Here is a 26,897-nt window from a genome sequence, read left to right on the forward strand (position 1 = left end):
CGATGCAACCGCTGCCGTACTCAGGCCATGGCGTCGCTGCGGACGTCCGTACGCGAGACCGCCAGGTAGCCGACGAAGCCGAGGATGGCGACCGTCCAGGACAGGGTGACCGGGCCCAGCCCCAGCTCAAGGCCGCCCCGCTGGTGACTCACGGCCATCCAGTCGGCGACGGAGGCCCCGAGCGGGCGGGTGATGACGTACGCCGACCAGAAGGCGGCCACCGCGTTCAGGCTGCCCCAGCGGTGGGCGACGGCCGGGACGGCGATGGCGGCGGCGTACACGACGGCCGAACCGAGGTAGCCGAGGCCGATCGTGGCGGTGAGGTCGCCTGCGGCGGTGCCGAGCGCGAAAGTGGCGAGGACGGCCGCCCAGTAGAAGGCCTCGCGGCGCCGGGTGTGGATGCTGTGGATGGAGAGGGTGCCCTCGCTGCGGTACCAGAGGACGAAGACGGCGGCCAGCGCGACCATGAAGACCGGGGTCGAGACCAGGTACGGCACCCCGAGGCCGACGTGCAGCACATCGGCGGCCATCGTGCCGAACACGCTGACCACCACGATCGCCGTCCAGTAGATCCAGGCGACGTACCGGCGCACGGCGAACTGCACCGCCAGAGCGGCCACGAAGCCGAGGCCGCCGAGGCCGACCGCGGGGATCGGGCCGAGCAGATGGGCCAGCCAGTCGGAGGCCGTCTCACCCATGCCGGTGGTCAGCACCTTGATGATCCAGAAGTAGACGGTCACCTCCGGCACCTTGCTCGCGGCATGCCGTATGTGGCTCGCGTGCTGCGCGGGCCGGTTGGGGGTGAGGTGATCTGTCGTCATGGCAGGCACGATGACACGGTGGAGGGCCGCCGCCACAGGCCCCTTTGCCAGAGTTTTGGCGCTTGTAGTGCTTGAGTTGCCCGAGCCGCGTCCGGGCCTGAAAGCAACCTGAACATGAGGGCAGATCTGCTGGTCAGGGGCGTACGGCGAGTGATATCGGGGACCGATACCGGGGACCCTGCGGCGGTCGTCAGCCGGCGTCCGGCGCGTCCTCCAGTCCCGTCGCCCGGCCCTCCTCGTCCCACCGGACGACCAGGACGCGCTCCACCGCCCCGCGGTCGAGAGGCCCGAACACATGCGGGAACAGGGTGCCCTCGGCGACGCCCGGCGGCGGCGCGGGATCCGCCGCCTCCCATACGCACTCCGCGGTCAGCCGTGCCTCGTCGAGCAGCAGCGCGAGCAGCGGCCGGGGAGCGCTGCCGTAGAACGTGTTCACGATTTTGAGCGTGGTCGCCTCGTCGGGGGAGCAGTGGACGAAACCGTCCCCGGCCAGGGAGGCAGGGGCGTAGGGCCGGTCCGGACTTGCGTTCCACTCGGCGCTCGGCACGACGTGATAGATCATGGCTCCGGTTATACCTCAGCGGCGCGCCCCGACCTGTGCTACCGTGATAAAAGTGGCAGTTTTGGTTACCAGAGGCTTTTGAGTGCTCTTCGACCTTCCGTCGACGAGCACTCTTTTTTGTGTCCGACCTGGGTAAATCGTTGCTGCGACGCCGGGACCGCAAGGTGCGGACCCGGGCACTGCCCTCAAGGGAGATTCAATATGGCATCTGGCACCGTGAAGTGGTTCAACGCGGAAAAGGGCTTCGGCTTCATCGAGCAGGACGGTGGCGGCGCCGACGTTTTCGCGCACTACTCGAACATCGCCACCTCGGGCTTCCGCGAGCTTCAGGAGGGCCAGAAGGTGACCTTCGACGTGACGCAGGGCCAGAAGGGCCCGCAGGCCGAGAACATCGTTCCCGCCTGACGCTGACGCGTACGTACCACGTGGCTGGGGCCCGCACTCTTTGGGTGCGGGCCCCGGCTCGTTGCGTTTCCCGGTACTCCGGCCAAATCGTCACCTCATCGTTCGCTCCACCTTTCGTTTCATCCTCCGTTTCAAACCTTCGCTCCATCCTTCACTTCGATTTCTTCTTCCGTTCCTTCGCATTCTCCGGCTCCTTCTTGCGAATCCTCATACGGCCCGGCCGCTGGGAGGCATTCCTCGATACGTGCCGCATCGAGGAGGGTTCCGTATGAACCGCATGAACCGCACAGCTCGCCCGAGCAAGAGACCCACTCGTCCCCGTACGGGCCGGGGCCGCCCCGCCGCGACCGGCGGCGAGTTCGCACTGCCGGTCACCGTCACCCCGGCACTGCCGCCCGTCGAGGATTTCGCCGAACTCGACATGCCCGAGCGGCTGTTGGCCACGCTCGGCGCCGAAGGCGTGAGTGCCCCCTTCCCCATCCAGGCCGCGACGCTGCCGAACTCCCTGGCAGGCAGGGACGTCCTGGGCCGCGGTCGCACCGGCTCGGGCAAGACCCTTGCCTTCGGCCTCGCCCTGCTGGCCCGGACCGCAGGACAGCGGGCCGAGCCCCGGCAGCCGCTGGCCCTCGTCCTCGTACCCACCAGGGAACTGGCCCAGCAGGTCACCGACGCGCTCACGCCGTACGCCCGCGCGCTGCGGCTGCGGCTCGCCACCGTGGTCGGCGGGCTGTCGATCGGCCGCCAGGCGAGCGCCCTGCGAGGAGGAGCCGAGGTCGTCGTGGCGACACCCGGCCGGCTCAAGGACCTCATAGACCGGGGCGACTGCCGCCTGGACCAGGTCTCCATCACCGTCCTGGACGAGGCCGACCAGATGGCCGACATGGGCTTCATGCCGCAGGTCACCGCCCTGCTGGACCAGGTGCGCCCCGGCGGTCAACGACTGCTGTTCTCAGCGACGTTGGACCGTAATGTCGACCGTCTGGTCCGCACCTACCTGCACGACCCCGTCGTCCACTCCGTGGACCCGTCCGCGGGCGCCGTCACCACCATGGACCACCACGTGCTGCACGTGGAGGACGAGGACAAGCACGCCACCACCACCGAGATCGCCGCCCGTGACGGGCGGGTGATCATGTTCCTGGACACCAAGCACGCGGCGGACCGGCTGGCCAAGAAGCTGCTGGCCGTCGGGGTGCGCGCGGCGGCCCTGCACGGCGGCAAGTCGCAGAACCAGCGCACCCGGACCCTGGCCCAGTTCAAGGACGGCCATGTCAGCGTGCTGGTGGCCACGAACGTGGCGGCCCGCGGAATCCACGTGGACAACCTCGACCTCGTCGTCAACGTCGACCCGCCCGGTGACCACAAGGACTACCTGCACCGGGGCGGCCGTACGGCACGCGCCGGCGAGTCCGGCACCGTCGTCACGCTGGTCCTGCCCCATCAGCGCCGCGAGGTGTCCCGTCTGATGGCCGACGCCGGGATCTCCCCGCGGACCACCCGGGTCCGCTCGGGCGAGGCCGAACTGAGCCGGATCACCGGCGCCCAGGCCCCGTCGGGCGTGCCCGTCGTGCTCACTCCGCCGGCCACGGAGAACCGCCCGGCAGCCGACGGCCGCCCGGCGCGTACGGGTTCCGCCCCGCGGGCACGGCGCGGCCGCCCCGCCCAGCAGGGCCGCCGCCGCTCCCCGGCCAAGGGCGCCAAGGGGAACGGCCGCTGAGACCGGCGGCGCCCGGGACGCTCCTGCGTCCCGGGCGGTGTGGCGCTACTTCAGACCGATGGCCGCACAGTCCGCCGCGTACTTCGCGGTGCAGATGTCCTTGACGGTGTAGACACCGTCCTTGATCACCGTGGACTTGATGTTGTTCTTCGTGAGGGCGACCACGGGGACCAGCATCGCCGGGATGGCCTTCTGGGTGGGGCTGTCGACCGAGTCCTGGGTCAGCGCGTCGAACTCGAGGCTCTTGCCCTTCACCTTGTCCACCGCCATCTCCGCGGCGTTGGCCGCCTCCAGCAGGAACGACTTGTACACGGTCATCTGCTGCTCGCCCGAGACGATCCGCTGCACGGCGTCCAGGTTGGCGTCCTGCCCGGTGACCGGCGGCATCTTGGTGACGCCCGCCGACTTCAGCGCGTCGATGATGGCACCCGCCATACCGTCGTTCGCCGAGTAGACGGCGGCTATGTTGCTCAGCCCCACGGACTGGATGGCCCTCCGCATGTTCGCCTTGGCGGCCGAGGGCAGCCACTTGTCGGTGTCGTACGACTTGGCGATGACGACCCGGCCCTTCAGCTCGCTGAGCGCGCCCTCCTTGAAGCGTTCCGTGTTCGGGTCGCCGGGATCGCCGTTCATCATGACGATCTTGCTGGTGGCGGCCTTGCTGCCGAGCGCGTCGGTGATGGCCCGGCCCTGCACCTCGCCGACGAGCTCGTTGTCGTGCGAGACGTACGCGTCGATCGGCCCCTGGGCGAGCCGGTCGTACGCGATGACGGGAATCCCGGCGTCCTTGGCCTTCTGCACATCCGGCGCGATCGCCTTGGAGTCCACCGCGTCCACCAGGATGATGTCCACCTTGGCGTCGATCATCTCCGCGAACTGCGTGCTCTGCTTGGCCACGCTCGCACCGGCGTTGGCGTAGCGGACCTTGCCCTTGTCGTGCGTGAGGGAGGCAACCCGCGCCTTGATGAGCGGGTAGTCGAACTTCTCGAACCGCGCCGTGTCCTTGTCGGGCAGCAGCAGCCCCACCGTGATGTCGTCCCCCTTCTTCGGACTCGCGGAACTACTGCTCCCGCTGACGCTGTCGATGACACCGCACGAGGAGAGGAGGAGCGCCGAGGCGCAGGCAAGAACGGGGACGACGGCGAAACGACGCGCGCCGGTTCTGCGGGGGGTCTGAACGATCACTTGCAGGTGCCTTCCGGGCAGTGGAGGAGCGGGCCACCGGATGAAGGAGAAGCCAACGGGCTCGTGGAGACGACGTCAAGACATCCGGTTGTCATCCTTTCAACTTCATACTGAATCTCCCCATCCGGCGCGTGTACCGCGCGCGCTCTGGCCCTGCCGGACGCTTCGATGTCCCGACGACAGCAGTGACAGCTGCGGCACCCGGCAGGCGCATTGGGGTTGGAGAAGGTCCGCCGGGTCGGGGGTCGTGATCCACTGCCCGCTGCGCCGGCAGGTCCGTGAGAAGAAAGGTCCGTGAGAAAAGAAAGGTCCGTGAGAAGAAAGGCCGATTGGCCGACCCCAGCACGGTGGTGCACGACAGTTATCGGGTGGCCCCTGTCAGCCCCTGAACTGCGTCGATCACGCCGTCCACCACCTCGGTCACCGGCTGGGATGCATCGATGATCGTCGCGCCCTGACTTTCGTAGATCGCTCGCATCCGAGGATTCCACATCAGGGCAGCTGCGAGTTCTTCGGGATGCTGACCGAACGTGTTCGTAGTGCGGGTCGCGAGCCGGTGGCGAAGGATGTCCTCGTCGATCACCAGGCACACGATGAGGTCGAAAAGATCGCGGACATCTGCCTCGTTCTCCGCCGACCCACACAAGAACGCGATTCGGAAACGAGACTCCTCGACGAGGGCCTCAACGCGCTCACGGACGATCGCCCACCCGTATCGGTCGAGCCAGCCCCCAGGGACCGGATCCGGAGGATCCACCACAACCTCGCCCTGATCCCGGTCGATCCAGCAACTGAACCCGTCCTCGTCGGCATCGACCGCAACGTAGCCACGCGCTCGCAACACCCCGCAGACCGTGGACTTACCAGTCCCTGAATTCCCCGTCACCCACACCAACGTCACGCCGCCAGCGTAGACAGCCCTCGGATGCGTTGGCTCCGAGCCGAGGGCACAATGTCGCCGGGGCTCCCGCGACCGGCGGTCGCCGCCTGCTTGTCCAGGCGGCCCCTTCTACGGGAGCTCAGCAATCGAGTGGAGCCAGAGCCGACGGCCCGCTTTGGGTCGATGCTGCTCCTTGCCGCTTGGGGCCGCCAGGGGCTTAGCCACCTCGCCAGACCGGGCAGGCCACCGGCCAAACCCGCTTCACCGACCGCTCGATGCCTCCACGCCCGCACCGGCTCTCTGCCCCGCATCCTGGCCAGCCTCTCCGGATGGCACAGCATCGTCGCCGCCCACTACCAGTACCGCGACCATCCCAATTAAGCCCTACAGCTCCCCTTCTCACATCATGAGCACGCATCCACCCAGGCTGCATTGTGGATTTGACGAGTTCATGGCAGACTGCCCGGACATAGCGATCAACAACTTGATTCGGCTCGCAAATAGAGCGGCCGATAAATGGGGGGATAATGTTTAATTCCAAGCTCACCCGCACGGCGGCGGGGGCCGTAGGCGCCGCCGCAATGATTGTCGCGACAGCGAGTCCCGCCTTTGCCGCAAACAAGACCGTAGACATAGGCCACGGCTACATGACCTTCATTGACGACGGAGACGTCTTCAAGATCTGCGACACCGAGGCGGACGGCAAGGGCGTATATGGCGCGGTTTTCTATAATTCATATTTCACCACTTCCGGCTACGAAAGAGTAATGACGGTTTCCGACGGCGGCGACAGCGGATGCGACAGTAAGGGTTACAATATCGGAAACTCTGGCAGCTATACGTTCGTCATCTGCTGGGGGAAGTACCCGACTAGTGCATTCATGGACCCCACCATGGGTGAACCGTGTAACGACAGTGGCGAGTTCAACGAATAATCGCCGGCTGGTTCACCCGGGTAACCAGCTCGGTCTTTCGTGAGGGGTCGTCGGCTTGCTGACGGCCCCTATTCGTTTTGATTGTGCATGCGGTCACCAGCGGCTCGTGCCACGTGACGCTCGAACGGGCCGTCGCCGAGGGACACGCCGCCCCAGCAGTCGGCGTATTCCTGTACGAGGTACAGGCCGCGCCCCCCGTCGGCATCCAGCGGGGCGAGTGGGACGTGGTCGTGGGGCGGTTGCCCGAAGGGTGCGGGAATGCGGGGGTGGCTGTCCCAGACCCCGACGCGCAGACGCCCGTCGGCGAGCGCGGTCAGGCGGAGGGACGCGGGGCCCTTGGTGTGCAGGTAGCTACTTGCAAAAGTACGTTCGCGGTTCGTGGCAGAGGGCCTCTCTACCTGCGGATTTGCACTCCCCGCTCCCACAGTTCCTAGGCGCGCTCCGCGAAGCGTGACCACATCCCCCCATCGCTCTGTCGACGCAGGTGCAGAAGCGGGGAATCGTGGCCGACGAGTCGGGCGAGGTGCGAAGTCACCAAGGCATCATGATCGAAACGGAAGAAGGCCGCACGCGTACGCCGCTCCTGACCGTCTGCAAGGTGACGCTGTGCAGGGCCCCTGGCCCACCATGTGTCGCCGGGCGCGGAGTTTCCGATCTGCACGGCCATCCTGCGGCCGGGGTACCGCATGCGACCGGCGGTGGTGAAGGTGACGGGGCCGCTGCCCGGACCCCAACCGCCTGGCGCGGCGCCGTTGCCCGAGGGCCAACTGCCGTAGAACCAAAGGACACTGCCCTTCGGGGCACTGCCCGAAGAGACAATTCCGTCCCATCACGCCCCCTCATACGCTCCATGGCGTCTACATGGACAACCCATGCGAAGAGGGGATTCCCGCGTGACCATCAGGACCGCGATACGCAGGACCACAACGCTTGCTCTGTTCAGCTCTGTCTTCCTCGGCAGCCTCGCCGGAACCGGCGTCGCCGCCCCGGCCGCCCCGGCCGCCTCCGTCCCCCAGTGCAAGGGCGAGTTCAAGCACGCCGTCTCCAACGTGAAGTTCTCCCGCATGCCCAACGGCCGGCTCACCTGGAGCTTCAAGCTGACCGCTGCGACGAAGAGGAACCTCGGCTCCCTGGTCAACGTCTCGATGCCGCAGGCCTTCGTCTCCGGCCACGAGATCAACCCGCCCTACGGCCCCCACACCCGCTCGAGCAGCTACGACTTCCACTCGAGCATCAAGAGCTACCAACGCAAGGGCAGCGGCCGCAACTTCACCATCAAGACCAACGACGAGATCAGCTTCTTCTGGCTGATCAAGAGCATCAGCCACCCGAGGTCCGGTGCCTACCGCACGATCACGTGCAAGGTACCCTCGGCCTGATCCCGCACACGGGGGCATAAGGGGAGATTAGCCGGATGAAGAACGTTCCCGTTCTGGGCGGACGCCACGAGCTGACCATCGCGGGCTTCGCCGCCACCACCGAACACATGGAGCTGCGCTACCGCCTCACTCCTCCTCTTCCCCAGAGCGAACCCGACGAGGAGAACGAGGTCGGCAACCACGAGCCGTACGTCTTCCTCGCCCTGGAAGCGCTCGACGACGTCGGCAACGAATACCTCGATTCGGGAGGAGCCTTCGGCCTCTCACCCGATGGCAGCGCCACCGAGGGTTCCCTCTCGGTGCAGCCCGGACCGTACGCGGACGCCCGTTCGGTCACCCTGCACCTCATCCTGTTCGACGGCACACGCGAGGAAACCCACGCCTTCACGTTCCCGCTCGAAGCCGCCGCCGGATAACGCACGAGCACCCGCGGCTCAGCGGCCCTCCCGCCGGGGAAGGCCGCTGAGCCGCGCAGGGCCGTCGGTCACGCGGCGGACAGCAGCGGTGGGTCCTCGGCCGCCGTCGCCGCGTGCCAGCATGCGCAGCGCGTGTCGGTGCACAGCACGTGGTGAACGAGTACGGAGAGCACCGCGGCCTGCAACCGCGTCTGCTGATCCAGCTTTTCCACGATCCGCGCGATGTGGGCCTTCACGGTCCGTTCCGCGATGCGCAGCTCCCGGGCCAGTTGCCGGTTGCCCAGGCCCGTGCCCAGCAGAAGAAGTACTTCCTTCTCCCGCTCCGTCAGACGATCCAGTCCGGAGATCCCCCGCACCGGATCGGCCCCCGTACGGCGATAGGCGCAAGTCGACCTGTTGGTCATGGCAGGTCCTTCCTGATACCGCCGTCCAAGCAGAGCCCCGTGCCCCCGGTGCGGCGGTGGTCGTGATCAACCTAGCGCCAGCCACTGACAAAGGCATACCGTCTCCCGGCGGCTGGGGTTCGCCGCTCACCGAGCCCGCGTGCAGCCACACGCCGCGGGCGCTCCCGGCAATCTGACGTACGGGCAGTCACAGCAGCCGTGTCAGCAACCGGGAGTCTGAGTGACGGAAGGGAGACGAGCCGCAGGCTCGCCCCCCTCGCCACTGTCGCGGGCTCTCAGGCCGACGGATTCACAACCACCTTCGCCGAGTTGTTCTTGCTGTTCGGGTCGAAGTTGACGGATGTGTCTGAGTGCGGGTGAACAACAACCCGCCCCGTCGCGTCCGGCACCACCCGGTCAATGCGCAGTTGGAACGGGAAGCTGACCTTCAGGTCCGGCTTCGCCCACAGCGGCAGGGTGCAGGCGTAGTGGCCGATGGTCGGGTCGTCGCCGGACGTTGAGGCAGTGTGGCAGGTGTCCGGTACGGACGTGGCCGTGGTGCCCTCCGGAAGGTAGAAGTCGATCACGGCGACCGGGTCGCCCGAGCTGACGTTGCCGACCCAGGCCGGGCCGCGGTTGACGAAGCGGAAGGCGGCGGTGACGGTGTCGCCGGCCGCGCCGCTCACCTCGGTGCCGTGCACGGCGAAGTCGGCGGTGTTGTCGGCGTTGATGTGCCAGGAGCGGCCGTTGTCCGAGGTGTCGAGGTCGGTGGTGTCGCCGGCGGGCTGGACCTCGTAGTCGAAGCGCTCGTACAGCGCGTGGTCGGTGACGGCGAGCTGTAGCGGCTGCGGCAGTTGCACGGTGGCACCGGGCGTGACTTCGGTGTCGAAGGTGCAGGTCGCGTATGTCATGGGCGTGTAGTCGCCGCTGTCGTCCGGGCCCGTGTAGGTGCACTGCGGGTAGCGGGTGACGACGTCGAGGCCGTACGTCGCCCACATCTTCACGGTGAAGCCGTGGGCGGTCTCGTTGCCGGTGTTGGTGATGGAGAACGGGACGGTGAGGCTGGTGCCCAGCGCTACGTCGTTGACGTCCTGCGGGGCAGTGACGCCGAGGTCCGGGCCGGAGCCGACGGTCACGAAGGTTTCCGCTGAGCCCTCCGGGGCGGTGAGCGTGCCGTCGGGCCCGCCTGTGGCCGTGGCGGAGTACTCGATCGCGCCCTGCGCTCCCACTGCCGCGCCCGCAGCGGCCCGCACCTTCAGCTGCACCTGCGCGCTGTAGCGGGTCGGCACGTTGCCGGTGTCGCACACGGCGACCGTACCGGCGTCGTTCGGCGTGCAGTTGTCGGGCCAGGACACGTCCGCTACACCGGCGAGCCCCGAGACGTCCACGGTCAGCCGGCCATCGGTCACCGTGAAGGTGTCGTTGTCGTGGTACAGGCCGAGCGCCAGCGAGCGGTACTGCGCCGCGCCCCCGTCCGGAGCGACGGTGACCGACTGCTCGTACGGCGCCTGGATCCACAGCTGATCGCTCTGCGCCTCGTCGGCGGAGGCGACCCCGCTCCCGAGACCGGCGACCGCCAACGCTCCCACGGCTGCGGCACAGGCCCCTCGGCGCAGCACACGCCCGGCCGGGACAGAACTCATGACATCCCCCAGAAACCGACGGAAGAGACCCCGGCGCAGTCGTCAGCACCGGGCGGCGAGTTGGACGACCTGCCGGGACAGAAGGTTGTAGGGGCGTCTCGTGTACGGCAGTTCACACACCGTCCGCCCGAAGAGTCCGAAGAACCCCAAGAACCCGAAGGGTCAGATAACTGTAAAGAACCTTGACAGACAAATGGTCTAGTCCAAAGATGGTCGCCGTTCGCCCCCACCCCCCTTTCATCTCCGTCCTCGTGCCCCATGGGAGCGTCAATGAGACGACCGCGTTCTCTTCGTGCGTTGCTGTCCTGCATCACCGTGACCGGCCTGTCGGCCGGGCTGGTCGCGCTCGGGGGAGGCGGGGCCTTCGGAGCGGAAGCCGGGTCCTCGCTGCCCGCGGCGCCCATGCCCGCCCATGTCGCCGCGCCGTACTTCGAGGCGTGGACCGGGGAGAGCCCGGCCGCGCTCGCCGCCGCCTCCGGCAACAAGTACCTGACCATGGCGTTTCTGCAGACGGACGCGGCCGGTTCGTGCACCGCGTACTGGAACGGCGACACCACCCAGCCCATCTCCAAGTCCGCCCCGTCGTCCTTCGGCAAGGACATCGCGGCGATCCAGGCCCGCGGCGGCAACGTCGTCCCGTCCTTCGGCGGCTACGGCGCCGACACCACCGGCACCGAACTCGCCGACAGCTGCACCAGCGTCGACGCCATCGCCAAGGTGTACGAGAGCCTGGTGACCACGTATGGGATCGAGCGGATCGATCTCGACATCGAGGCCGACTCCATCAACAACTCCGCCGGAATCGACCGACGCAACAAGGCCATCGCCCAGGTGCAGCGGTGGGCCGAACGGACCGGGCGGCGCGTGCAGTTCTCGTACACCCTGCCCACGACCACCACCGGTCTCGCGCCGAACGGCGTGGCTCTCCTCAAGAACGCCGTCGACAACCACGCGCGCGTGGACGTCGTCAACATCATGACGTTCGACTACTGGGACGGCGCCACCCACGACATGGCCGCCGACACCGAGACGGCCGCGGCCGGGCTGCACGGCCAACTCGCCGCGCTCTACCCGCACAAGAGCCCTGCGAAGCTGTGGCACATGATCGGCGTCACCGAGATGCCCGGCATCGACGACTTCGGCCCCGAGGAGACCTTCACCACCCAGGACGCGGCGAAGGTCGAGAAGTGGGCCGAAGCCGCGGGCATCAACACCCTTTCCTTCTGGGCTCTCCAGCGTGACAACGGCGGGTGCGTGGGCACCGCCGGCGCCAACTCCTGCTCCGGGATCGCGCAGGACACCTGGTACTTCAGCCACACCTTCGAGCCGTTCACGCGCCGCTAGCGGCGCCGGGCCGGGTCAGCACGGGGAAACCGCGCCCGAGGCCGAAGCCGCCGCCGTGCTGCTCGTCGGCGGTCTCGGCGGTCGGACTGTGATCAGAGCCACGGATTCGCACATCACGTGAGAGTTCCGGCGCTGACCTGGGAGTTCGACCGCCGAGTGCAAGGTGTGCAGAGAATCCGCGCAGGAGAAGCACACACGCCTCACACAGTCTTTCGAAACCCTCGTTACCGTTGCAGGCCGTTCGATCTCCCATGCATCCCCCGTGCGAAGGGTCAGGAAAACTGCGGATGGACTACTGCTCCTCATGCCGCCGGCACCTCAACGGCGCCCTGGTGTGCCCCGGTTGCGGTGCCTACGCCCCCGACATCGCACCGGTGACCTCGCACGGCCGTACCACCGCGGCGCCCGCCGCCATGGGGCTCTGGCCGGAGTCGGCCGGGATACCCGACACCGATGCATACGAGGGCTACGACGACCTGCAGGCCGCCGGGGGTGACGCCGAGAGCCCGGCGTCCGCCTCGACGGGGCTGGGCCGGGCGGCCCGGCGTCGGCAGCGGGCCCGCTGGAAGAAGAACCAGCGCAAGGCCGTGGTCGCGACCGCCGTCGCTCTCGTCGGCGGCGGCCTGACCGTTGCCTCGATGGACCGCGGCCCCGGCCACGGCAACCAGGCGTCGGCGGCCACGGACCTGTCGAGCATGGGTTCCGGGGAGCAGTCGGTGGACACGTCGGCAGATCTCCCGTCGACCACTCCGGGCACGGGGAAGCACCGCAAGCCCCGGGCCGACGAGGCGTCCACCACCGGCAGCGCGCGGCAGCGCTCCACCACCGCCACCGCGCCCCACACCGACTCGGCGAAGACCCAGCAGTACACGGCCCCGACACCGAGCTCGACGCCGACGACGGCGGCCCAGCAGGCGACCAAGACCGTCGAGGACACCACCTCGAAGGCCGCCGACACCGCCACGAAGACGACTCAGTCCCCGTCCTCGACGTCCACCGCCGGCACGAGCTCGAGCTCCGGATCGTCGAACACGTCGTCCGGCTCGTCCTCGAACACGTCCGGCTCTTCGGACACGTCCCAGTCCAGCTCCGACACGGCGTCGACGTCCCCGTCGGGGATCTGCGTGCTCGGGCTGCTGTGCGTGAGCTGACCGTCCGCTGACCTCGCCCCTGACCCTGGCCTTCTTCATCGGCCAGGGTCAACTGGGGTTGTTCTAAAGCGAGTTCAGATACCGCTCTCGAGATACCGCTCCTGTACGGCGGTGACGGCACGGACGACGAAGATGCCGGCCACGGCCGCGCCGACGGCCGCCGCGTCGGACGCCAGCAGCTGCCATACGTCCGTGTAGGCGCGGGCGATGATCTCGTCGGTGGAGTCGGAGTACGTGAGGCCGACTCCACTGAGCATGCCGATCAGCCACAGACCCCACCACACGTTCAGCGAGCGGGGCAGCCGCTCGCCGGGGGCGCTGGAGCGGTAGGCGTCCGCGATGATGCCGCGGGGGAACCACAGGTTGACGATGGGCACCACCCAGCCGAGGTAGACCCACAGGCCGGCGTAGCGCGGGCTGGTCCCGGACAGGTCGCGCGCGTTGTCCCGGATACGGCCCAGCCACACCACGAACGCGATCGCGCAGACCAGCGCGGCAAAGCCCGACACCGCGCTGACGAGGTGGTACGAGTCCTCCAGTGAGGTCAGCGTGCGGTGGTTCCCGCCGCCCTGGTCCGGCGGCCCGGAGGCCGGCTCCCCCGCCGCCGCGAGTCGGACGTGCCACACGGCCCGAGCCGCCCATCCGACGCCGGCGAGGGCGAGGGTGACCCTCGTGACGAGGCCTGCCGCACGGACCGGGCGCAGGGCGGGGACGGCGGGGGCGGGAGTAGCAGTGGGGGGTCCTATGTGGTCGTTCACCGGGGCATCCTCGCCGACGACGAGCGACGACCGCCACCCCGACATGCCCGGCGGCGGCCCTTCACTCCTCTTTCACTTGAACGTTCTCGCTGCCTGCAACGTATGAGTCACTGCGAGTGGTGCCGTGCCACCACCGTTGGGTCGGCTACGCGTCGTCACACGACACCGAGAGGCAGGGCGGAGCAATTTTATTAGAATCGAGTCGCCCCTACAGCAGTGATTCCGAGGTGGCCGTCCTGGAGCCGCAGGTGGACAGGGCTGCTGAAGTGAATGGTGTCAGCCATGTGATGGGCCTTGACGGGCTCCGTGGTCTGGCCGCGCTGTACGTCGTGCTTTTTCACTGCCGGCTGCTGGCCGTCCCAGGATTTCCCGAGAATTCGGGGCCCTTCTGGCTGGGCTGGCTGATGTACGGGCGTCTCGCCGTCGTCTTCTTTCTCGTGCTGTCCGGTTTCTCGCTGGCCATCTCTCCGGCACGCAACGGCTGGCGTCAGGGCAGCATTCCCCGGTTCCTGCGGCGACGCGCCTGGCGCATCCTTCCGCCGTACTGGGCGGCACTGGCACTGAGCCTGCTGGTCGCCCTCTTCGTGGTGCCTGCCTCGCATCATGGGCCGCCGACCGACAGATCGGTCGTCGTGTACGGCTTTCTGCTTCAGGACCTGTTCACGGCGCGCACGCCGAACGGTGCGTTCTGGTCGATCGCCGTGGAGGCGGAGCTCTATCTGCTCTTCCCGATCCTGCTCTTCGTCAGGCGTCGGCTGGGGGCGACGTTCCTGGTCGTGGGCGTGACCCTGCTCGCGGTCGCGCGCGGCCTGTCGGCGGAGAACGGCTCCCCGGTCGAGGGCGACAACTGGCTGACGCCGAATCTCGCCCCCGTATTCGTGGCCGGTCTGGTCGGCGCGGGAATCCTGGTCGGACGAGAGAGGATCCGGCGCCTGCCCTGGCATTGGCTCGCCGCCCTCGCCGTGATTCCGGTGGCGTCACTCATCGCCGTCAAGGGATCGGCATGGACGGTGAATCACTACTTCTGGGTGGATCTCGCCGTCGCGCCGGCCATGACGATGTTCATCGCAGCGGTCGCCACCGGGCGCCCCGCCCTTCTGATGCGGCTCCTGGCCACACGCCCCATGCGCAGCCTCGGCAACTTCTCGTACAGCCTGTATCTCATTCACCTGCCGATCGTCATGGTCGTCGTACGGAAAATCGCCCCGGAGTTCGTATCGGCCGGAATGCCCACATTCTGGTTCACGTTGATTGTGGGACTGCCCGCTTCGGTCCTGGCGGCATGGCTGTTCGCCGAGATCTTCGAGATGCCCTTCAAGCGATACCGGTCCTGGAAGTCCGTGCTCGCAGCAGGACGTGCACGCGTTTCCGGCGGGTGCGAAGAAACGCCGGGTGGTGGCGTGAGCCACCGACCCGGCGTTCCTCAAGTGCCCGTAGGCGTCGGTCAGTTGGAGAAGTAGATGTACTTCCAGTCCGAGTACGTCGTCGAGTTGACCGTGTCCCCCGACGAACCGTTGATGTACGCCGCCCGCACCCGGGCCTTGATCCCGGACTCGCCCGCGGCGCCCAGGCTCACGGCCGACTTGCCGTTCGCGGCGAGGGCGAAGTAGGCGGGGCTGCCGTCGACCTCGTACCACTTGCCGGCGTAGTAGACCTCAAGCTCCAGGCTCTGCTTACGGCCCGGGTAGTAGGTCATGGTCGTGGTGACGACCGGGGACGTGTTCTTGTGGAACCAGTAGTACGTGTGCGAGCCGATCGCGGCCTTCTTGTAGTTCTTGGTGACGGCCGTGGAGACCTTCACCTTGGCGTAGGCCGTGACCTTGACCGTCTTCGGCTGGTAGCGGGCGTCGCCCTTGAAGACCGCCGTGACGTCGGTGTCGCGGGTCATGTCGACCGTCGCGGAGATGTTGCCGCTGGAGTTGACCGTGGCGGTCCTGATCAGCTTGTTGGGCTTGTCGCCGCCGAAGGGGTTGGCCCAGATCTCGACCGTGCGGTTCTTGTACGTCGTACCGAGGTGCGCCGTGAACTTCACGTCGGCGCCGTACGAGTAGAGCTTGCCGTTGTTGTTCAGGCTCAGCGTCGTCGCGTTGCGGGAGACCTCTACCGCGTCGGAGCCGGAGGCCGCCGTGTGGGTCGTGTCGCCCGCGAAGGACACCTTGTAGGTGACCTTGCCGCCGGCCGGCGGGATGTCCGTGAAGGAGAAGCTGCCGTCCGCCTTGGTCTTGACGGCGGGCAGGGCCTTGCCGCTCGGCGAGTCGAGGTCCGTACGCGTCACGGAGAGGCTCGTGCCGGCCGGGAGGGCCGTCTTCGTCGAGGTGAGCTTGCCGGTGACGGTGAGCTTCTTGGCCAGGTCCGCCTTCGTGGGCGCCGCCACCGTGAGGGTGGGCAGTTCCTTGGCGGGGTCGGTCAGCGCGCGCAGGGTGTAGACGCCACCGTCGTTCTGGGAGACGGCGAAGATCCGGCTGCTGTCCGGTGCCCAGGCCAGCGCGCCGTCGACGAGGGTGTCGCCGCCGCTGCTGTTGCCGGTGTTGGGAAACTCGAACTCCCGCACCGGCTTCGGGTCGCCGGGCCGGAAGATGTGCACGTCGGGCCAGTACCAGGAGGAGCTGCCGCCCGCGACGGAGCCGTCCGGCGCGATCCGTACGGCGTTCGGGTACGGGTCGGTCGGGTAGTTCGACTGCTGGGCGAGGTCGGTGGCCGAGTAGGCGCCGACGCCGTAACCGCCGCCCTCGGCCCACGAGGTGAGGACCTGCTTGCCGTCGGGCGTCAGGTCGATCTGCTTGGCGAAGGAGTCCTTGGAGCCCTTGGTCCGCAGCGTGGCCCCGTCGGCCGTGACGTCGTACACGGCGAGTCTGCCGCCGTCGGCCGCAGCCAGGACGCCCGGCACGGACGGGTCGGCGGCCAGGACCGTCCCGGAGCCGGTGAACCCGGCGTCGCCGCGCTGGTCGAGGTGGATGACGGGCTCGGCGCCGGAGATGTCGAGCGAGCCGAAGTCGTCGCCGTAGGAGAACCAGATCCGGCCGTCCACGACCTCCAGGTCGCTCGGAGCGACGTCCGTGCCCAGCGGGTAGCTCACGGTCGGCGTCGCCGTCTGCGTGTCCACCGTGACGATCCGGTTGTCGCCCTTGACCGCCGCGTACAACTGGCTGGAGTCGGCCGACAGCGCCAGGCCGGTCACCCCGGGCTCGTCGGCCAGGGTCGTCCTGACGGTGCCCGAGTAGTCGGTGACGATGATCTTTCCGCTGGTCGGATCGGAGACGTAGACCAGCTGGTGGACGCCGTCCACGACCATGTCGCCGACCGACTTCACCGGCAGGATCCTGGCGGAGTCGGCCGTGGCCGGTCCCGCCGCGCCCACGGCGAGCGCCGCCGAGCCGAAGAGGACCGCGAGTGCCGTCGCGGTCGAGATGCTGCGCCTGCGCACAGTACTGATACCCCCACGAGAAAACCCGGTCTGTGACCGGGCGGTCGAAAGCGCCGCGCGGCACCCGGACATGACCGCTCGATCGCGGTGACGCACGGGGCGCGGCTGCTGTCCGCAGCGTATGTCATGCCTGTGACAGTTGAGGAATTGATTTGGCGTGTGCGGAGATTGCGTGAGGGATTCCGTGGCCGGGCGGGTCAGCCCTCGCCGTCCTCGTCCCGCGGCAGCACCGTCACCCGGTGGAAGTTGCACACGGCCGGCGCCGGGCCTCCCTGGTGGGCGGAGTGTGCCTTGAGGGCGACGCTGACCAGGCTGAGCAGCAGGTCGACGTCGGCGTCGCAGTCGAGATGGACGGTGACCCAGCGGGAGCCCGGCACCAGGCGGATGGCGGTCGACTCCGCGAAGTCGTAGTGGAGCCGCTGGATCGCGCGGGTGGTGAGGTGCAGGTCCACGTCCCGGTCGGAGTGGAAGTGCACGATCTCGTCGCGCGCGGAACGCAGTGCGGAGCCCGTGCCGCAGCCGGCCTCGCACGGGCTGAGGTCGGGCCAGGTCGCCAGCTGGCTCATGGCTTTCTGGGCCGGTGTCATGTGCCCATGGTGCGGTGCTTACCGCGCCGACACCAGGGCTTGAGCGATCCGTAACCCGCAGGAGACTCAGCTCACTTCGTCCCCTTCTCCCACACGGGCTCCGGCGGCAGTCCGAATTCCGCCCGGGCCCGGTCGGTCAGCTCCTGCACCAGCGCCGTCTTCGCACGCGAGTAGTCCCGCGCCGGGGTGCCGGCCGCCACGATGGCCCGCTTGAGTTCGGCGTACCGGGCCGCCTCCTCGGGGTGGGCGCGCAGGTAGTCCCTGAGGATGCGCTGGTTGCGGGTGGGCCAGCTGTCGTACGTCACCACATGCAGGATGTGGCTGCGGGTGCCGCCGTCGGCGCGGACGTACAGCAGCCGGTCGGTCATTCCGTTGTCGTGCGGGCGGAAGCCGAGTGCGGCGAGCGCCGGCTGGTGCGGGCCGACGTCGGCGAGGTCCGGTACCGCGCCCTCCCCCACTCTCGACTTCGCTCGAGCGGGGGGACCCCCATGGTCGATGACGGGCTTGGCCGCGAGGCCCGGGACGGCGGTGGAGCCGATGTGCTCCAGCGCGACGAACAGCCCGGGTGCCGCGGTGCGCAGGGCGTCCGCCGCGGCGGCGGCCAGGCGGGGCCAGTCCGGGTCGTAGTCGACCACGTGCATCCATGTACCCCCTCGGTCGGGGCCCTGACCTGCGCAAATACCGAAGGCTCCCCAATCGCCGCCTTTCGGCGATAATTGGGTCATGAGTACTGCGACGTTTGTTGTTGCGGCCACGTCGAGTGAGGTACTCAACGTGATCGCCGCCTTTGTCGGTGGCCTGATCATCGCTGGTGCACTGATCTGGGCCGTGCAGTTCGGTATGAACGTGCGGGACCGCGAACTGCCGCGGCCCCACCCGGACGAACAGCCCCACCTTCCCGACGGCGGTCCCGTCCGGGAGATGCGCGAGATGCGGGAACCCGACGAGGTACCGCACGCGGAGGGCAAGGAACGACTCATGCCCTACGAGCTCCACAAATCCAGCACCAAGACAGGAAAGGACCAGCACCGCCGGCGCTGGCTGCCCGGCTCCAGCGGCTCCTTCGGCAGTGGCGGCGTGGGGCACGTCTGACGCGCGGTACCTGCTTCTAGGCCATCCAGAAGAACACTGCCGTCATCCGCTTCTCCTCCAGCGTCTTGCCGGAGTATCCCGTCGCGCTGTGCACCAGGTTGGCGTTGTAGAGCAGCAGACGGTTGTACTTGTGCGGGACCCGTACGTCCTCCTCGAAGTGGTCCCCCGGGACGAACCGCGTACCGAGGGCCTCGACGAGGTTGTTGTGCGGGGCCTGCACGATGTTGCCGCCGAGCCGGCCGCCGGGCAGGGACTGGCGGTAGAAGGCGGTTCCGCAGTCCTTGGGGACGTCGGGGTTGAGGTACAGCACCGCCGCGTAGCGGCACAGCGCCCGTGAGTCGGTGTGCGGGCGCGGCTCGCTCTCGCCCTCGCCGACGACCTGGATGCAGTTGTGGTTGAGGGTGCCGCCGCCGGGGGCCTCCTGCACCCACAGTTCCTTCGCGCCGGTGGACTTCTTCACCAGGCGTTCCACCCGGGCGAGTTCGGCGGGCTCCAGGCCCGGCATGGTGCGCAGGCCCGGCCAGGTCTCCGAGGTGTACGGGTATCCCTTGACCCAGTCGTCCTTGGCGAGGCAGCGCTCCCGTACGGCGTCGACGTCGGGCAGGACGTCGTCGATGACCCAGTAGTCGCGGCCCTTGGTGGGCTTGCGGTAAGGGAGGACGGGCAGCGCCGTCGGGGCGTTCCGAGGGTGCGGTGGGGCTTTCCGGGGCTGTGGGGGCATGGGTCGAATCTAGGTCGGGGTTTCGTCTCGGCTCTCCCGTGAAATGGTCAACATTCCGTCAACCACGCGGGGCCCACCGGCCGTTACCTGCCTCACACCTCCCGGTTTTTACCAAACCAAAAGGTTCCGCGCCGCGGCCGGATCCGTACTCCCCTCCGTCCGACCCCCGCCATCCACCGGCGGGACCGCCGACCGGGCAGGAGGCACGGTGCGTTTTTCGCGGAATGCGACGGGAACTCTCTTCGTGGGCGGGGCGCTGAGCCTGACCCTGGCCGCACTCGCCTATCCCGCGATGCTCGGAGTCAACACCGTGTCGAGCTCGGGAGACCGCATCGTCGCGCAGACCCAGTGGGGTCCTCTGACGGAGTCGGACCGGGACTTCGTGGTCAAGGTGCGCGCGGCGGGGCTGTGGGAGTACCCCGTCGGGCAGATGGGCCTGAAGAAGGGGCAGAGCAAGGCGGTCCTCACCGCGAGCAAGCACCTGATCGACGGGCACGCGGCGCTGGACGCCAGCTGCCGCAAGATCTCGACGATGCTCAACATCACGATCCCCAACCTGCCCAGCCCCCAGCAGCAGGGTTTCATCAACACGCTCAACGCGGACAGCGGCAAGCAGTTCGACACGGACTTCGCCAACATCCTGCGTGTGACGCACGGTTCGATCTTCAACACGATCGCGAAGATCCGCTCGACGACCAAGAACACCGTGGTGCGCGCTCTGGCCGACCAGGCCAATGCGACGGTCCTGGACCACATCACGGTCATGGAGCAGACCGGTCTGGTCAACTTCGACCAGGTCCTCTTCCAGGAGACGACCCCGCCGAAGCTGCCCTCCAACGACCTGACGCCGCCGCCCCCGGCCGCGGGCCAGCCGCAGGTGGTGCTCACCCCGCCGGTGGACAGCACCACCCAGCCACCGATCCTGCCGGGCGAGTCGTCCACTCAGGGCGCCGTCAGCCCGAGCCCGACCGTAAGGTGAAATCCGGGACCGTGAAGTGAGATCCGGGCGGCTCCGCGGTAGTGGAGCCGCCCGTTCCATCTGTGGCGAAATTGTAATGGAAGATTGAACTACCCAGCGGTTACCGCCGGTTGACAGCGTTCCGCCAGGAGATCCACGATGTGATCGCACTGTGGCGCATGTGACCAATGGGCCCGGTGTTCCTCAGACCACTCACCCCCGGTGCGGCCGGGCGCGGCATGCTGCCCTGCGCCGCCGCGCCGGGAACTGCACACGCCGAGATGGGGACCTGCATGTCCATAGCGAGACGGGGCACCGCGCGACGCGTCCTGGTGACGGGCGCCGTGTCGCTCGCCCTCTGCGCCGCCACCGTCGCTGCCGCCTCGGGCGCCTGGGCCACCGGCACGCCCGGTGGTGACGGCTGGAAGCACGCCGACGGCTACCGGCCCGGCACCGGTGCCGGCACCAAGACGGAGACGGACCGCTGCCAGTTCTCGCTGGACGGCACCGACTTCTACGACTCGGTCAAGGTCGACGACCAGACCCTGAGGCCCACGGACGACGGCAAGATCCACGTCAAGGTCCGCACGGCGGGCGACGCCACGACCTGCACGGCCTCCCTGGCCTCCTACCTCGCCCACGGCCCGTCCTTCGCCACCTCCGGCGAGCAGGTCTTCGTCGACTTCGACTCGGTGACGGTCAAGCAGGGCCAGACCGACTCCCTCGACATCGCGGTGCCGGACGCGGGCTGCTTCGCGCAGATCGACCTCTACCGGGGCGCCGTCAAGTTCGACGGCAAACTGGACGCCAAGGACGGTTTCGAGCACGGCGATCTGCCCAAGGGCCCCGACCACCCGGTCATCAAGGACAAGCTGATCGCGTCCTGGAACGGCGGCACGAAGGACTGCACGACCACCGAGTCGCAGCCCCCGACCACCCCGCCCGCCTCCACGCCGGCGTCCGCGACCCCGTCGACCCCGGCCGAGGAGAGCTCCACCCCGACGCCGAGCGCCTCTGAGCCGACGTCCACCGACACCCCGGTCGCATCGGCCTCGACCTCCGTCCCCGCCGCCACGCCCAGCAGCGGCGGCGGCCTCGCGCAGACCGGCGGCGGCAGCGACTCCGGCGTCATCGCCGGCGGCGCCGCGGCACTCCTGGCCGCCGGTGGGGCGATCGTCGTCATGACGAAGCGCCGCCGTACGGCCCGCTCCTGATCCACGCCCGAGTTTCCTGATCCACCCCCGAATACGAACGCCCCGGAGACCCCCGCTCCGGGGCGTTCGTGCTGTCGTGACCCCGATGGCCGTCTCCGGTCCCGCTAGTCGCCTTCGACGGTGGAGAGGTACAGCTTCACGAAGCGTTCCACGTCGACGTCCAACGCCACGTCCACGAGGGCCTGTTGGCGGGCGCCCTCGTGGATCTCGGACTCTCCGGGACGCGGGCGGCGGTCGACGACCGTCTGACCGCGGCCCGGGCCGGGGGCGAGCGAGACCTCGACGGGGAGCAGGCCGGTGGTGATGCCGGCCGGGTCGACGACCGTGCAGACCGCGCCCGCGTCGCCGAGGCCGCCGGCCGGGTCGTCGCCGTCGGGGTCGGGCGCGGCCGGACGGTGGCCGAGCAGCTGTCCGGCCAGCCGGGCGCCCGGTTCCGCGCTCGCCTGCAGCCGTCGTACGTCCGCGCCCGGTACGACGACCCGCTGGAACACGTCGAGGCCGTACATCGTGATCGGCACTCCGGCGGTGAGCAGCACCGCGGCCGCCTCCGGGTCGTGCCAGACGTTGAACTCGGCGACGGGCGTGGCGTTGCCGGTGGCCACCGCGCCGCCCATGAAGACGATCCGCTCGATGTTGCGGGTGACTTCGGGATGGGTGCGCAGCAGCAGCGCGATGTTCGTCAGGGGCGCGGTGGGGATCAGCGTGACCGGGCGCGGGGAGGCGAGGATCTCGCGGCGCAGCAGGGTGACCGCGTCGACGTCGGCGGGGGTGCGGGTGGGTGCGGGCAGACCGAGGTCGCCCATGCCGTCGGCACCGTGCACATGCCGCGCCGAGCGCGCCGGTTCGATCAGCGGGCGCTCGGCTCCCCGGCCGACCGGGATGTCCCCGGCGCCCGCCGTCTCCAGCACGGTCAGGGTGTTGCGGACGACGCCGTCGACGTCCGTGTTCCCGGCCACGCACGTCACCGCACGCAGGTCCAGTCCCGGGTGCCGTACGGCGAACAGCAGGGCCAGGGCGTCGTCGACACCCGTGTCGCAGTCGATGATCACGGGGATGGGCTGACCGGTCACGGCGGGCTCCTCTCACGGGTGTTCAGGTGCGACCTTACGCAGCCGCGCAGGCTTCGGCGGCACACACCTCGCCCGGGCCGCGCGGCCGTCCGGATCCCGGCCGCGGCACCGGGTCCCGGGCGCACCGCTGCCCGGACCGTGCCCCGCACACTCTGCTCGGCCGTGGCGTCATGCATCCACCCAGAGTTGGGCGCCACGTGCGGCGACCCGGGCCGCGATGCGGTCGAGCAACTCCGCGGCCGGTACGGGTTCCGGGCGGCGCCCGTCCCGCAGCCGTACGGCAGCGAGGTCGCCCTCGGCCTCCCGCTCGCCGATCACCGCCTGGTACGGCACCAGGCGCGCCGCCCGGATGCGGGCTCCGAGGCTGCCCTGCTCGGGCCCCGACACCTGCGCACGCAGGCCGCGTGCCACGGCCCGCCGTACGACGTCGTACGCCTGCTCCTCCTGGGCCTGCGACACCGGCAGCACGACCAGCTGGACGGGTGCGAGCCACGCCGGGAAGGCCCCGCCGTGCTCCTCGATCAGCTGCGCCACCGCGCGCTCCACGCTGCCGATGATGCTGCGGTGGACCATGACGGGCCGGTGTTTCGCGCCGTCGGCGCCGATGTAGTGCAGGTCGAAGCGTTCGGGCTGGTGGAAGTCGATCTGGACGGTGGAGAGGGTGGCCTCGCGGCCGGCCGGGTCGACGACCTGGACGTCGATCTTGGGCCCGTAGAAGGCGGCCTCGCCCGCCACCGCGTCGTACTCGACACCTGCCCCCGCCAGCACCTCCTCCAGCAGCCCGGTGGCCCGCTCCCACAGCGCCGGGTCGGCGACGTACTTGCCGCCCTCCCCCGGCAGGGACAGGCGGTACCGGGCCGCGCGGATGCCGAGGTCGGCGTAGGCGCGGCCGATCAGCTCGAGGGCGCTGCGTGCCTCGTCCACCGCCTGCTCCAGGGTGCAGAAGATGTGGGCGTCGTTGAGCTGAATGGACCGTACGCGGGTCAGCCCGCCCAGTACCCCGGACGGCTCGGACCGGTACATGCCGCCCAACTCGGCGATACGGAGCGGCAGTTCGCGGTAGCTGTGCGACCGGGACCGGTAGATGAGGGCGTGATGGGGACAGAGGCTGGGCCGCATGACGACCTGCTCGCCGCCCAGCTCCATCGGCGGGAACATGTCCTCGCTGTAGTGGGACCAGTGGCCCGAGATCTCGTACAGCTCGCGCTTGCCGAGGACGGGCGAGTACACATGCCGGTAGCCGGCCGCGCGTTCCTGGTCCCGGATGTACTCCTCCAGGGCGTGCCGCACGATCGCGCCGTCGGGCAGCCAGTACGGCAGCCCCGCGCCCATCAGCGGATCGGTGTCGAACAACTCGAGCTCGCGGCCGAGCCGGCGGTGGTCGTGCATGGTCTCGCTCATGTTCTTGCTCATGTTCTTGCTCATCGGTCTCTCTCCTCGCGGTGACGGGCGAGCGACCCATGACGAAGCCCCGGGGCACTCGCCCCGGGGCTTCGGACATGCCGTGCATGGATCAGCGCGCCGGGACACTCTCCGGCGTCGTCGTGAGGAACGAGTGGGCGCGCTTCATGGGGGGACGGTAACGCGGCGGCGGGGTGGGCGCGACTGGTTTTGCGGCCGACCCACCCCGAGTCACCGGCCTCTTGCCAGGAAATACGTAACTACGTAATCTCTGACCATGGATCTCGAACAGCGCGTCGTCGATCTGGAGCGTCGGCTTGCCGCGCTGGAGCAGGCGGCCGACCGACCGCGCTCCGCGCCCTCGCCGGAGCGGGAACGCGGTGACGACCTGTGGGCGCTGCACGGCCTCAAGGACCAGCTGGCCGAGCTGGGCGCCGACAACGGCGGGGTGCTGTTCACCGGTGCCGTCAGGACGCCGACCGGAAAGCGCTACGAATGGCAGTACGGCCTGGCCACGGACACCGTGCTGGACGGTGACTGGACGGACGCGGCCGAGTCGTTCGCGGCGCTCGGCCAGCCCGTACGGCTGCGGCTGCTGCGCGAGATCCTCGGTGGCCGCTGCACCGCCGCCGAACTCACCGAGCTCGACGGCACGGGCACCACCGGCCAGATCTACCACCACCTGCGGCAGCTGACCGCCGCCGGCTGGCTGCACACGGCCGCCCGCGGCCGCTACGAGGTGCCGGCCGACCGCGTCGTACCGCTGCTGGTGATGCTGACCGCCGCCGGGCGCTGACCCCGCCCGGCCGACTCAAGGGGGAATGGAATGCGCAAGGTATTCAACTGGGCTGCTCGCGTCTGCCTGTTGATCTACCTGGTGATGGTCGTCGCGGGCTTCTTCGTCGACGTGCCGTACGGGTGGACGTGGCTCCCGCTCGGCCTGTGGGTGCTGATCGGGTTCGGTGTGAACCGCCGGGCGGCAGGTGTGCAGGAGCACCCGGTGACCGTCTCCGACGCCGAAGCCGTGGAGGTCGCCGCGCCGGTCACCGGCCGGTGGAGGGCGCTGAACAGCCCGGCGAGCAGGGTCCCCAGCCATGGCACCCGGGCGTACGGGCAGACGTACGCCATCGACATCGTCGCGGAGCCGGCGGAGGGCGGCCGGCCCGGTTTCGGCTGGTGGCCCCTGGTCCGGCGCAGTGAGGCCTTTCCGGCCTTCGGCGCGGACCTGCTCGCCGTCGCCGATGCCACCGTCGTGCGCGCCGACGACCGGCAGCGCGACCACCTCAGCCGCACGTCCTGGCTCGCGCTCGTGTATTTCTTCACCGTCGAGGCCGTCGTCCGCTCGCTCGGGGGTGCCCGCCGGGTGATCGGCAACCATGTCGTGCTCGACCTGGGCGACGGTACGTATGCGCTCTACGCCCATCTGAAGCGAGGTTCGCTCGCCGTCCGCCCGGGTGACCGGGTGCGCACCGGGCAGCTCCTCGGCCGGTGCGGCAACTCGGGCAACAGCACCGAGCCGCATGTCCACTTCCAACTCATGGACAGCGCCGACCTGAACTGCGCACACGGCACCCCCTTCACCTGGCGGGGCGTCGGTGTCCCGTGCAACGGCAGGACGTTCGAGGCCGCGGGGACGGCGGTGACGGCGCCCGGCGCGTAACCCGGACGGCCCGGCGCGCTGGTGAGGCGTCGAGTGCGGTGGTCCCTTGGAGACGTAACCGAGCTTGAGGTGGCCAGGAGGCGTCCGATGACCCGCACCCCGTCCCGTGTCCTCGTCTTCGCCGTGCTGTCCGCGGGGGCCCTGGTGAGCGCGAGTGCGTGCGGCCTCATCGTGGGCGTGGGCCCGGACCCGGAGACGGGGGCGAGGCAAGGGCGGACACCCGCCGCCTCGCCCAGTGCCGAGCACAGTGCGAAGCCGTCCGTGGCCGCCCCGGCCTCGCCCCAGCCCCTCACCGAGGCACAGGCTCAGGGCGCGCTGCTGACCCAGGCGGATCTGGGTGCGCCGTGGGCGCCGACGCAGGGGGCCGCGACCTGGCGGGACGGGGTGCTCAAGGCACACGCCGACGTACCGGAATGCCGAAAGCTTCTCGACGCGCTGTACACGGACGATCTGTTCGGTGCGGACGCGGCCGGGACCCGGGCCGTGACCGGGCTCGACGATGCCATGGACCAGGCGCAGTTGCGGTATCAGGTGCTCTCGTTGAAGCCCGCCGACGTGGACCGGACGCTGGCCTGGATGAAGACCTTGCCGCAGACCTGCGCCAAGTTCACGGCGGTGACCGGGCGCGGCACTGTCCAGGGCGTCCGGGTCGACGAGACCGTACTGCCGGTCGTCGGAGATGCCCGGCAGGGGCTGCGGGTCACGTTCACCGGCCCGACGGCAGACGGCCAGAAGACCGTGCTCACGCTCGACGTCGCCGTGGTCCGCGTCGGCGACGACACGATCGCCCTCACCCACGGCGGCACGGGCGACGTGTCCGCCGACGCCACGAAGGCCTTCGTACAGGTGGGCGCGCAGCGGCTGGCCGACGTCAGGAAGCAGGCGCGGCTCAGGGTCTGACCGCCTCCTAACCGAGCTTCTCCACAGCCTCCTTGGCCTCCTTCAGGCCCGCCCCCGTCGCCTCCCGGTACACCTTGATCGCCTGGATCTTCTTGCCGTCCCGCACCAGTGCGTTCACCTCGTCCGACCACGGTTCCGGCTCGGTCAGCCCCAAGTGGCCCAGGACGAGGTCGAGTTTGTGCTCGATCCGGGCAACTCGCTTGTCCGCGCGGGAGATCCGGTTCTCGATGCTGCCGATGCCGAAGAGCACGAGCAGGGTGATCACGGTGAACCCAAATATGTCCATGGCGC

General features: G+C 69.0%; 28 protein-coding genes and 1 pseudogene. 14 read left to right on the forward strand and 15 right to left on the reverse strand.

What is annotated here, in order from left to right; all coding sequences use genetic code 11:
* Positions 1–20 precede the first annotated feature (20 nt).
* Together ACFY10_RS33930 and ACFY10_RS33935 are read right to left on the reverse strand one after the other, a co-directional pair.
* Positions 21–821 carry a hypothetical protein gene (locus tag ACFY10_RS33930; RefSeq protein WP_390669070.1) on the reverse strand — a complete coding sequence of 267 codons (801 nt, stop codon included), beginning with the start codon at positions 819–821 and terminating at the stop codon, positions 21–23.
* Positions 822–1,011: 190 nt separating this feature from the next.
* Positions 1,012–1,383: a DUF952 domain-containing protein gene (locus ACFY10_RS33935; protein WP_390669071.1), complete on the reverse strand. Its 372-nt coding sequence runs from the start codon at positions 1,381–1,383 to the stop codon at positions 1,012–1,014.
* Positions 1,384–1,584: 201 nt separating this feature from the next.
* On the opposite strand from ACFY10_RS33935, the gene ACFY10_RS33940 reads away from it, so the two are divergent.
* Both ACFY10_RS33940 and ACFY10_RS33945 read left to right on the forward strand, forming a co-directional pair.
* Positions 1,585–1,788, forward strand: coding sequence for a cold-shock protein (locus ACFY10_RS33940; protein WP_007383480.1), 204 nt, complete (start codon positions 1,585–1,587; stop codon positions 1,786–1,788).
* A gap of 277 nt (positions 1,789–2,065) precedes the next feature.
* The gene (locus tag ACFY10_RS33945) at positions 2,066–3,505 is read left to right on the forward strand and encodes a DEAD/DEAH box helicase (RefSeq protein ID WP_390669268.1); all 1,440 of its coding nucleotides are present in this window, start codon (positions 2,066–2,068) and stop codon (positions 3,503–3,505) included.
* Positions 3,506–3,550: 45 nt separating this feature from the next.
* Here the strand turns inward: ACFY10_RS33945 and ACFY10_RS33950 are convergent, their stop codons facing one another.
* Together ACFY10_RS33950 and ACFY10_RS33955 are read right to left on the reverse strand one after the other, a co-directional pair.
* Positions 3,551–4,690 carry a sugar ABC transporter substrate-binding protein gene (locus ACFY10_RS33950; protein WP_390669072.1) on the reverse strand — a complete coding sequence of 380 codons (1,140 nt, stop codon included), beginning with the start codon at positions 4,688–4,690 and terminating at the stop codon, positions 3,551–3,553.
* A gap of 361 nt (positions 4,691–5,051) precedes the next feature.
* A complete protein-coding gene (locus ACFY10_RS33955; protein ID WP_390669073.1) occupies positions 5,052–5,591 on the reverse strand; it encodes an AAA family ATPase in 540 nt (179 codons plus the stop codon).
* A 506-nt stretch (positions 5,592–6,097) separates the two neighbouring features.
* On the opposite strand from ACFY10_RS33955, the gene ACFY10_RS33960 reads away from it, so the two are divergent.
* Positions 6,098–6,505, forward strand: a complete 408-nt coding sequence (locus tag ACFY10_RS33960) for a hypothetical protein (protein WP_390669074.1) — start codon at positions 6,098–6,100, stop codon at positions 6,503–6,505.
* 430 nt (positions 6,506–6,935) lie between these two features.
* Here ACFY10_RS33960 and ACFY10_RS33965 read toward each other — a convergent pair.
* Positions 6,936–7,064, reverse strand: a pseudogene (locus tag ACFY10_RS33965) (XRE family transcriptional regulator); the annotation flags it as partial.
* A gap of 334 nt (positions 7,065–7,398) precedes the next feature.
* On the opposite strand from ACFY10_RS33965, the gene ACFY10_RS33970 reads away from it, so the two are divergent.
* A complete protein-coding gene (locus ACFY10_RS33970) occupies positions 7,399–7,884 on the forward strand; it encodes a hypothetical protein (RefSeq protein WP_390669075.1) in 486 nt (161 codons plus the stop codon).
* A gap of 35 nt (positions 7,885–7,919) precedes the next feature.
* Positions 7,920–8,300: a hypothetical protein gene (locus tag ACFY10_RS33975; RefSeq protein ID WP_390669076.1), complete on the forward strand. Its 381-nt coding sequence runs from the start codon at positions 7,920–7,922 to the stop codon at positions 8,298–8,300.
* Between the two features lie 68 nt (positions 8,301–8,368).
* Here ACFY10_RS33975 and ACFY10_RS33980 read toward each other — a convergent pair whose 3' ends face one another.
* Positions 8,369–8,704 carry a helix-turn-helix transcriptional regulator gene (locus ACFY10_RS33980; protein WP_390669077.1) on the reverse strand — a complete coding sequence of 112 codons (336 nt, stop codon included), beginning with the start codon at positions 8,702–8,704 and terminating at the stop codon, positions 8,369–8,371.
* A 275-nt stretch (positions 8,705–8,979) separates the two neighbouring features.
* A complete protein-coding gene (locus ACFY10_RS33985; RefSeq protein ID WP_390669078.1) occupies positions 8,980–10,326 on the reverse strand; it encodes a hypothetical protein in 1,347 nt (448 codons plus the stop codon).
* A 270-nt stretch (positions 10,327–10,596) separates the two neighbouring features.
* Between ACFY10_RS33985 and ACFY10_RS33990 the strand changes: the two genes are divergently transcribed.
* A complete protein-coding gene (locus ACFY10_RS33990; protein WP_390669079.1) occupies positions 10,597–11,670 on the forward strand; it encodes a chitinase in 1,074 nt (357 codons plus the stop codon).
* Positions 11,671–11,957: 287 nt separating this feature from the next.
* Positions 11,958–12,821, forward strand: a complete 864-nt coding sequence (locus ACFY10_RS33995) for a hypothetical protein (protein WP_390669080.1) — start codon at positions 11,958–11,960, stop codon at positions 12,819–12,821.
* Positions 12,822–12,895: 74 nt separating this feature from the next.
* Here the strand turns inward: ACFY10_RS33995 and ACFY10_RS34000 are convergent, their stop codons facing one another.
* Positions 12,896–13,579: a DUF4328 domain-containing protein gene (locus ACFY10_RS34000; protein WP_390669081.1), complete on the reverse strand. Its 684-nt coding sequence runs from the start codon at positions 13,577–13,579 to the stop codon at positions 12,896–12,898.
* Between the two features lie 227 nt (positions 13,580–13,806).
* Here ACFY10_RS34000 and ACFY10_RS34005 point away from each other — a divergent pair, with 227 nt between their 5' ends.
* Positions 13,807–15,039, forward strand: a complete 1,233-nt coding sequence (locus ACFY10_RS34005; RefSeq protein ID WP_390669082.1) for an acyltransferase family protein — start codon at positions 13,807–13,809, stop codon at positions 15,037–15,039.
* On the opposite strand, the gene ACFY10_RS34010 is transcribed toward ACFY10_RS34005, so the two are convergent.
* From ACFY10_RS34010 to ACFY10_RS34020, 3 genes are all read right to left on the reverse strand, one after another.
* Positions 15,024–17,003 (reverse strand): YncE family protein, encoded by a 1,980-nt coding sequence (locus ACFY10_RS34010; protein ID WP_390669083.1) that lies wholly within the window; start codon positions 17,001–17,003, stop codon positions 15,024–15,026. The two genes, ACFY10_RS34005 and ACFY10_RS34010, sit on opposite strands and share 16 nt — an antisense overlap.
* Positions 17,004–17,200: 197 nt before the next feature.
* Complete coding sequence (locus tag ACFY10_RS34015; protein WP_390669084.1) at positions 17,201–17,590, reverse strand: luciferase family protein; 390 nt, start codon at positions 17,588–17,590, stop codon at positions 17,201–17,203.
* Between the two features lie 71 nt (positions 17,591–17,661).
* Positions 17,662–18,231, reverse strand: a complete 570-nt coding sequence (locus ACFY10_RS34020; protein ID WP_390669085.1) for a GrpB family protein — start codon at positions 18,229–18,231, stop codon at positions 17,662–17,664.
* Between the two features lie 82 nt (positions 18,232–18,313).
* Between ACFY10_RS34020 and ACFY10_RS34025 the strand changes: the two genes are divergently transcribed.
* Entirely contained in the window at positions 18,314–18,682 is a 369-nt protein-coding gene (locus ACFY10_RS34025; protein WP_390669086.1) for a DUF6479 family protein, read from the forward strand.
* Positions 18,683–18,698: 16 nt separating this feature from the next.
* Here the strand turns inward: ACFY10_RS34025 and ACFY10_RS34030 are convergent, their stop codons facing one another.
* Positions 18,699–19,403 (reverse strand): DUF6445 family protein, encoded by a 705-nt coding sequence (locus ACFY10_RS34030; protein WP_390669087.1) that lies wholly within the window; start codon positions 19,401–19,403, stop codon positions 18,699–18,701.
* Positions 19,404–19,647: 244 nt separating this feature from the next.
* Here ACFY10_RS34030 and ACFY10_RS34035 point away from each other — a divergent pair, with 244 nt between their 5' ends.
* Positions 19,648–20,382, forward strand: coding sequence for a DUF4142 domain-containing protein (locus ACFY10_RS34035; RefSeq protein ID WP_390669269.1), 735 nt, complete (start codon positions 19,648–19,650; stop codon positions 20,380–20,382).
* A gap of 272 nt (positions 20,383–20,654) precedes the next feature.
* Positions 20,655–21,575: an LAETG motif-containing sortase-dependent surface protein gene (locus ACFY10_RS34040; protein WP_390669088.1), complete on the forward strand. Its 921-nt coding sequence runs from the start codon at positions 20,655–20,657 to the stop codon at positions 21,573–21,575.
* Positions 21,576–21,679: 104 nt separating this feature from the next.
* Here ACFY10_RS34040 and ACFY10_RS34045 read toward each other — a convergent pair whose 3' ends face one another.
* Complete coding sequence (locus ACFY10_RS34045) at positions 21,680–22,645, reverse strand: nucleoside hydrolase (protein ID WP_390669089.1); 966 nt, start codon at positions 22,643–22,645, stop codon at positions 21,680–21,682.
* A 168-nt stretch (positions 22,646–22,813) separates the two neighbouring features.
* The gene (gene thrS / locus ACFY10_RS34050; RefSeq protein ID WP_390669270.1) at positions 22,814–24,034 is read right to left on the reverse strand and encodes a threonine--tRNA ligase; all 1,221 of its coding nucleotides are present in this window, start codon (positions 24,032–24,034) and stop codon (positions 22,814–22,816) included.
* A 289-nt stretch (positions 24,035–24,323) separates the two neighbouring features.
* On the opposite strand from thrS, the gene ACFY10_RS34055 reads away from it, so the two are divergent.
* The 3 genes from ACFY10_RS34055 (at position 24,324) to ACFY10_RS34065 (ending at position 26,606) form a co-directional block, all read left to right on the forward strand.
* Positions 24,324–24,842 (forward strand): ArsR/SmtB family transcription factor, encoded by a 519-nt coding sequence (locus tag ACFY10_RS34055; protein WP_390669090.1) that lies wholly within the window; start codon positions 24,324–24,326, stop codon positions 24,840–24,842.
* 30 nt (positions 24,843–24,872) lie between these two features.
* Positions 24,873–25,706, forward strand: a complete 834-nt coding sequence (locus ACFY10_RS34060) for a M23 family metallopeptidase (RefSeq protein ID WP_390669091.1) — start codon at positions 24,873–24,875, stop codon at positions 25,704–25,706.
* A gap of 87 nt (positions 25,707–25,793) precedes the next feature.
* Positions 25,794–26,606, forward strand: coding sequence for a hypothetical protein (locus ACFY10_RS34065; RefSeq protein WP_390669092.1), 813 nt, complete (start codon positions 25,794–25,796; stop codon positions 26,604–26,606).
* Positions 26,607–26,613: 7 nt separating this feature from the next.
* On the opposite strand, the gene ACFY10_RS34070 is transcribed toward ACFY10_RS34065, so the two are convergent.
* Positions 26,614–26,892: a ribosomal protein L7/L12 gene (locus tag ACFY10_RS34070; protein WP_390669093.1), complete on the reverse strand. Its 279-nt coding sequence runs from the start codon at positions 26,890–26,892 to the stop codon at positions 26,614–26,616.
* Between the last annotated feature and the right edge of the window lie 5 nt (positions 26,893–26,897).

Source organism: Streptomyces sp. NPDC001401, assembly GCF_042895385.1.
Classification (GTDB): Bacteria; Actinomycetota; Actinomycetes; order Streptomycetales; family Streptomycetaceae; genus Streptomyces.

What these genes read in the sequence shown, in the direction of transcription:
- ACFY10_RS33930 (WP_390669070.1), bottom strand. Translation starts at nt 821, where the DNA reads ATGACGACAGATCACCTCACCCCCAACCGGCCCGCGCAGCACGCGAGC.
- ACFY10_RS33935 (WP_390669071.1), bottom strand. Translation starts at nt 1,383, where the DNA reads ATGATCTATCACGTCGTGCCGAGCGCCGAGTGGAACGCAAGTCCGGAC.
- ACFY10_RS33940 (WP_007383480.1), top strand. Translation starts at nt 1,585, where the DNA reads ATGGCATCTGGCACCGTGAAGTGGTTCAACGCGGAAAAGGGCTTCGGC.
- ACFY10_RS33945 (WP_390669268.1), top strand. Translation starts at nt 2,066, where the DNA reads ATGAACCGCACAGCTCGCCCGAGCAAGAGACCCACTCGTCCCCGTACG.
- ACFY10_RS33960 (WP_390669074.1), top strand. Translation starts at nt 6,098, where the DNA reads ATGTTTAATTCCAAGCTCACCCGCACGGCGGCGGGGGCCGTAGGCGCC.
- ACFY10_RS33975 (WP_390669076.1), top strand. Translation starts at nt 7,920, where the DNA reads ATGAAGAACGTTCCCGTTCTGGGCGGACGCCACGAGCTGACCATCGCG.
- ACFY10_RS33980 (WP_390669077.1), bottom strand. Translation starts at nt 8,704, where the DNA reads ATGACCAACAGGTCGACTTGCGCCTATCGCCGTACGGGGGCCGATCCG.
- ACFY10_RS33985 (WP_390669078.1), bottom strand. Translation starts at nt 10,326, where the DNA reads ATGAGTTCTGTCCCGGCCGGGCGTGTGCTGCGCCGAGGGGCCTGTGCC.
- ACFY10_RS33990 (WP_390669079.1), top strand. Translation starts at nt 10,597, where the DNA reads ATGAGACGACCGCGTTCTCTTCGTGCGTTGCTGTCCTGCATCACCGTG.
- ACFY10_RS33995 (WP_390669080.1), top strand. Translation starts at nt 11,958, where the DNA reads ATGGACTACTGCTCCTCATGCCGCCGGCACCTCAACGGCGCCCTGGTG.
- ACFY10_RS34015 (WP_390669084.1), bottom strand. Translation starts at nt 17,590, where the DNA reads ATGACACCGGCCCAGAAAGCCATGAGCCAGCTGGCGACCTGGCCCGAC.
- ACFY10_RS34020 (WP_390669085.1), bottom strand. Translation starts at nt 18,231, where the DNA reads ATGCACGTGGTCGACTACGACCCGGACTGGCCCCGCCTGGCCGCCGCC.
- ACFY10_RS34025 (WP_390669086.1), top strand. Translation starts at nt 18,314, where the DNA reads ATGAGTACTGCGACGTTTGTTGTTGCGGCCACGTCGAGTGAGGTACTC.
- ACFY10_RS34030 (WP_390669087.1), bottom strand. Translation starts at nt 19,403, where the DNA reads ATGCCCCCACAGCCCCGGAAAGCCCCACCGCACCCTCGGAACGCCCCG.
- ACFY10_RS34040 (WP_390669088.1), top strand. Translation starts at nt 20,655, where the DNA reads ATGTCCATAGCGAGACGGGGCACCGCGCGACGCGTCCTGGTGACGGGC.
- thrS (WP_390669270.1), bottom strand. Translation starts at nt 24,034, where the DNA reads ATGCACGACCACCGCCGGCTCGGCCGCGAGCTCGAGTTGTTCGACACC.
- ACFY10_RS34055 (WP_390669090.1), top strand. Translation starts at nt 24,324, where the DNA reads ATGGATCTCGAACAGCGCGTCGTCGATCTGGAGCGTCGGCTTGCCGCG.
- ACFY10_RS34060 (WP_390669091.1), top strand. Translation starts at nt 24,873, where the DNA reads ATGCGCAAGGTATTCAACTGGGCTGCTCGCGTCTGCCTGTTGATCTAC.
- ACFY10_RS34065 (WP_390669092.1), top strand. Translation starts at nt 25,794, where the DNA reads ATGACCCGCACCCCGTCCCGTGTCCTCGTCTTCGCCGTGCTGTCCGCG.
- ACFY10_RS34070 (WP_390669093.1), bottom strand. Translation starts at nt 26,892, where the DNA reads ATGGACATATTTGGGTTCACCGTGATCACCCTGCTCGTGCTCTTCGGC.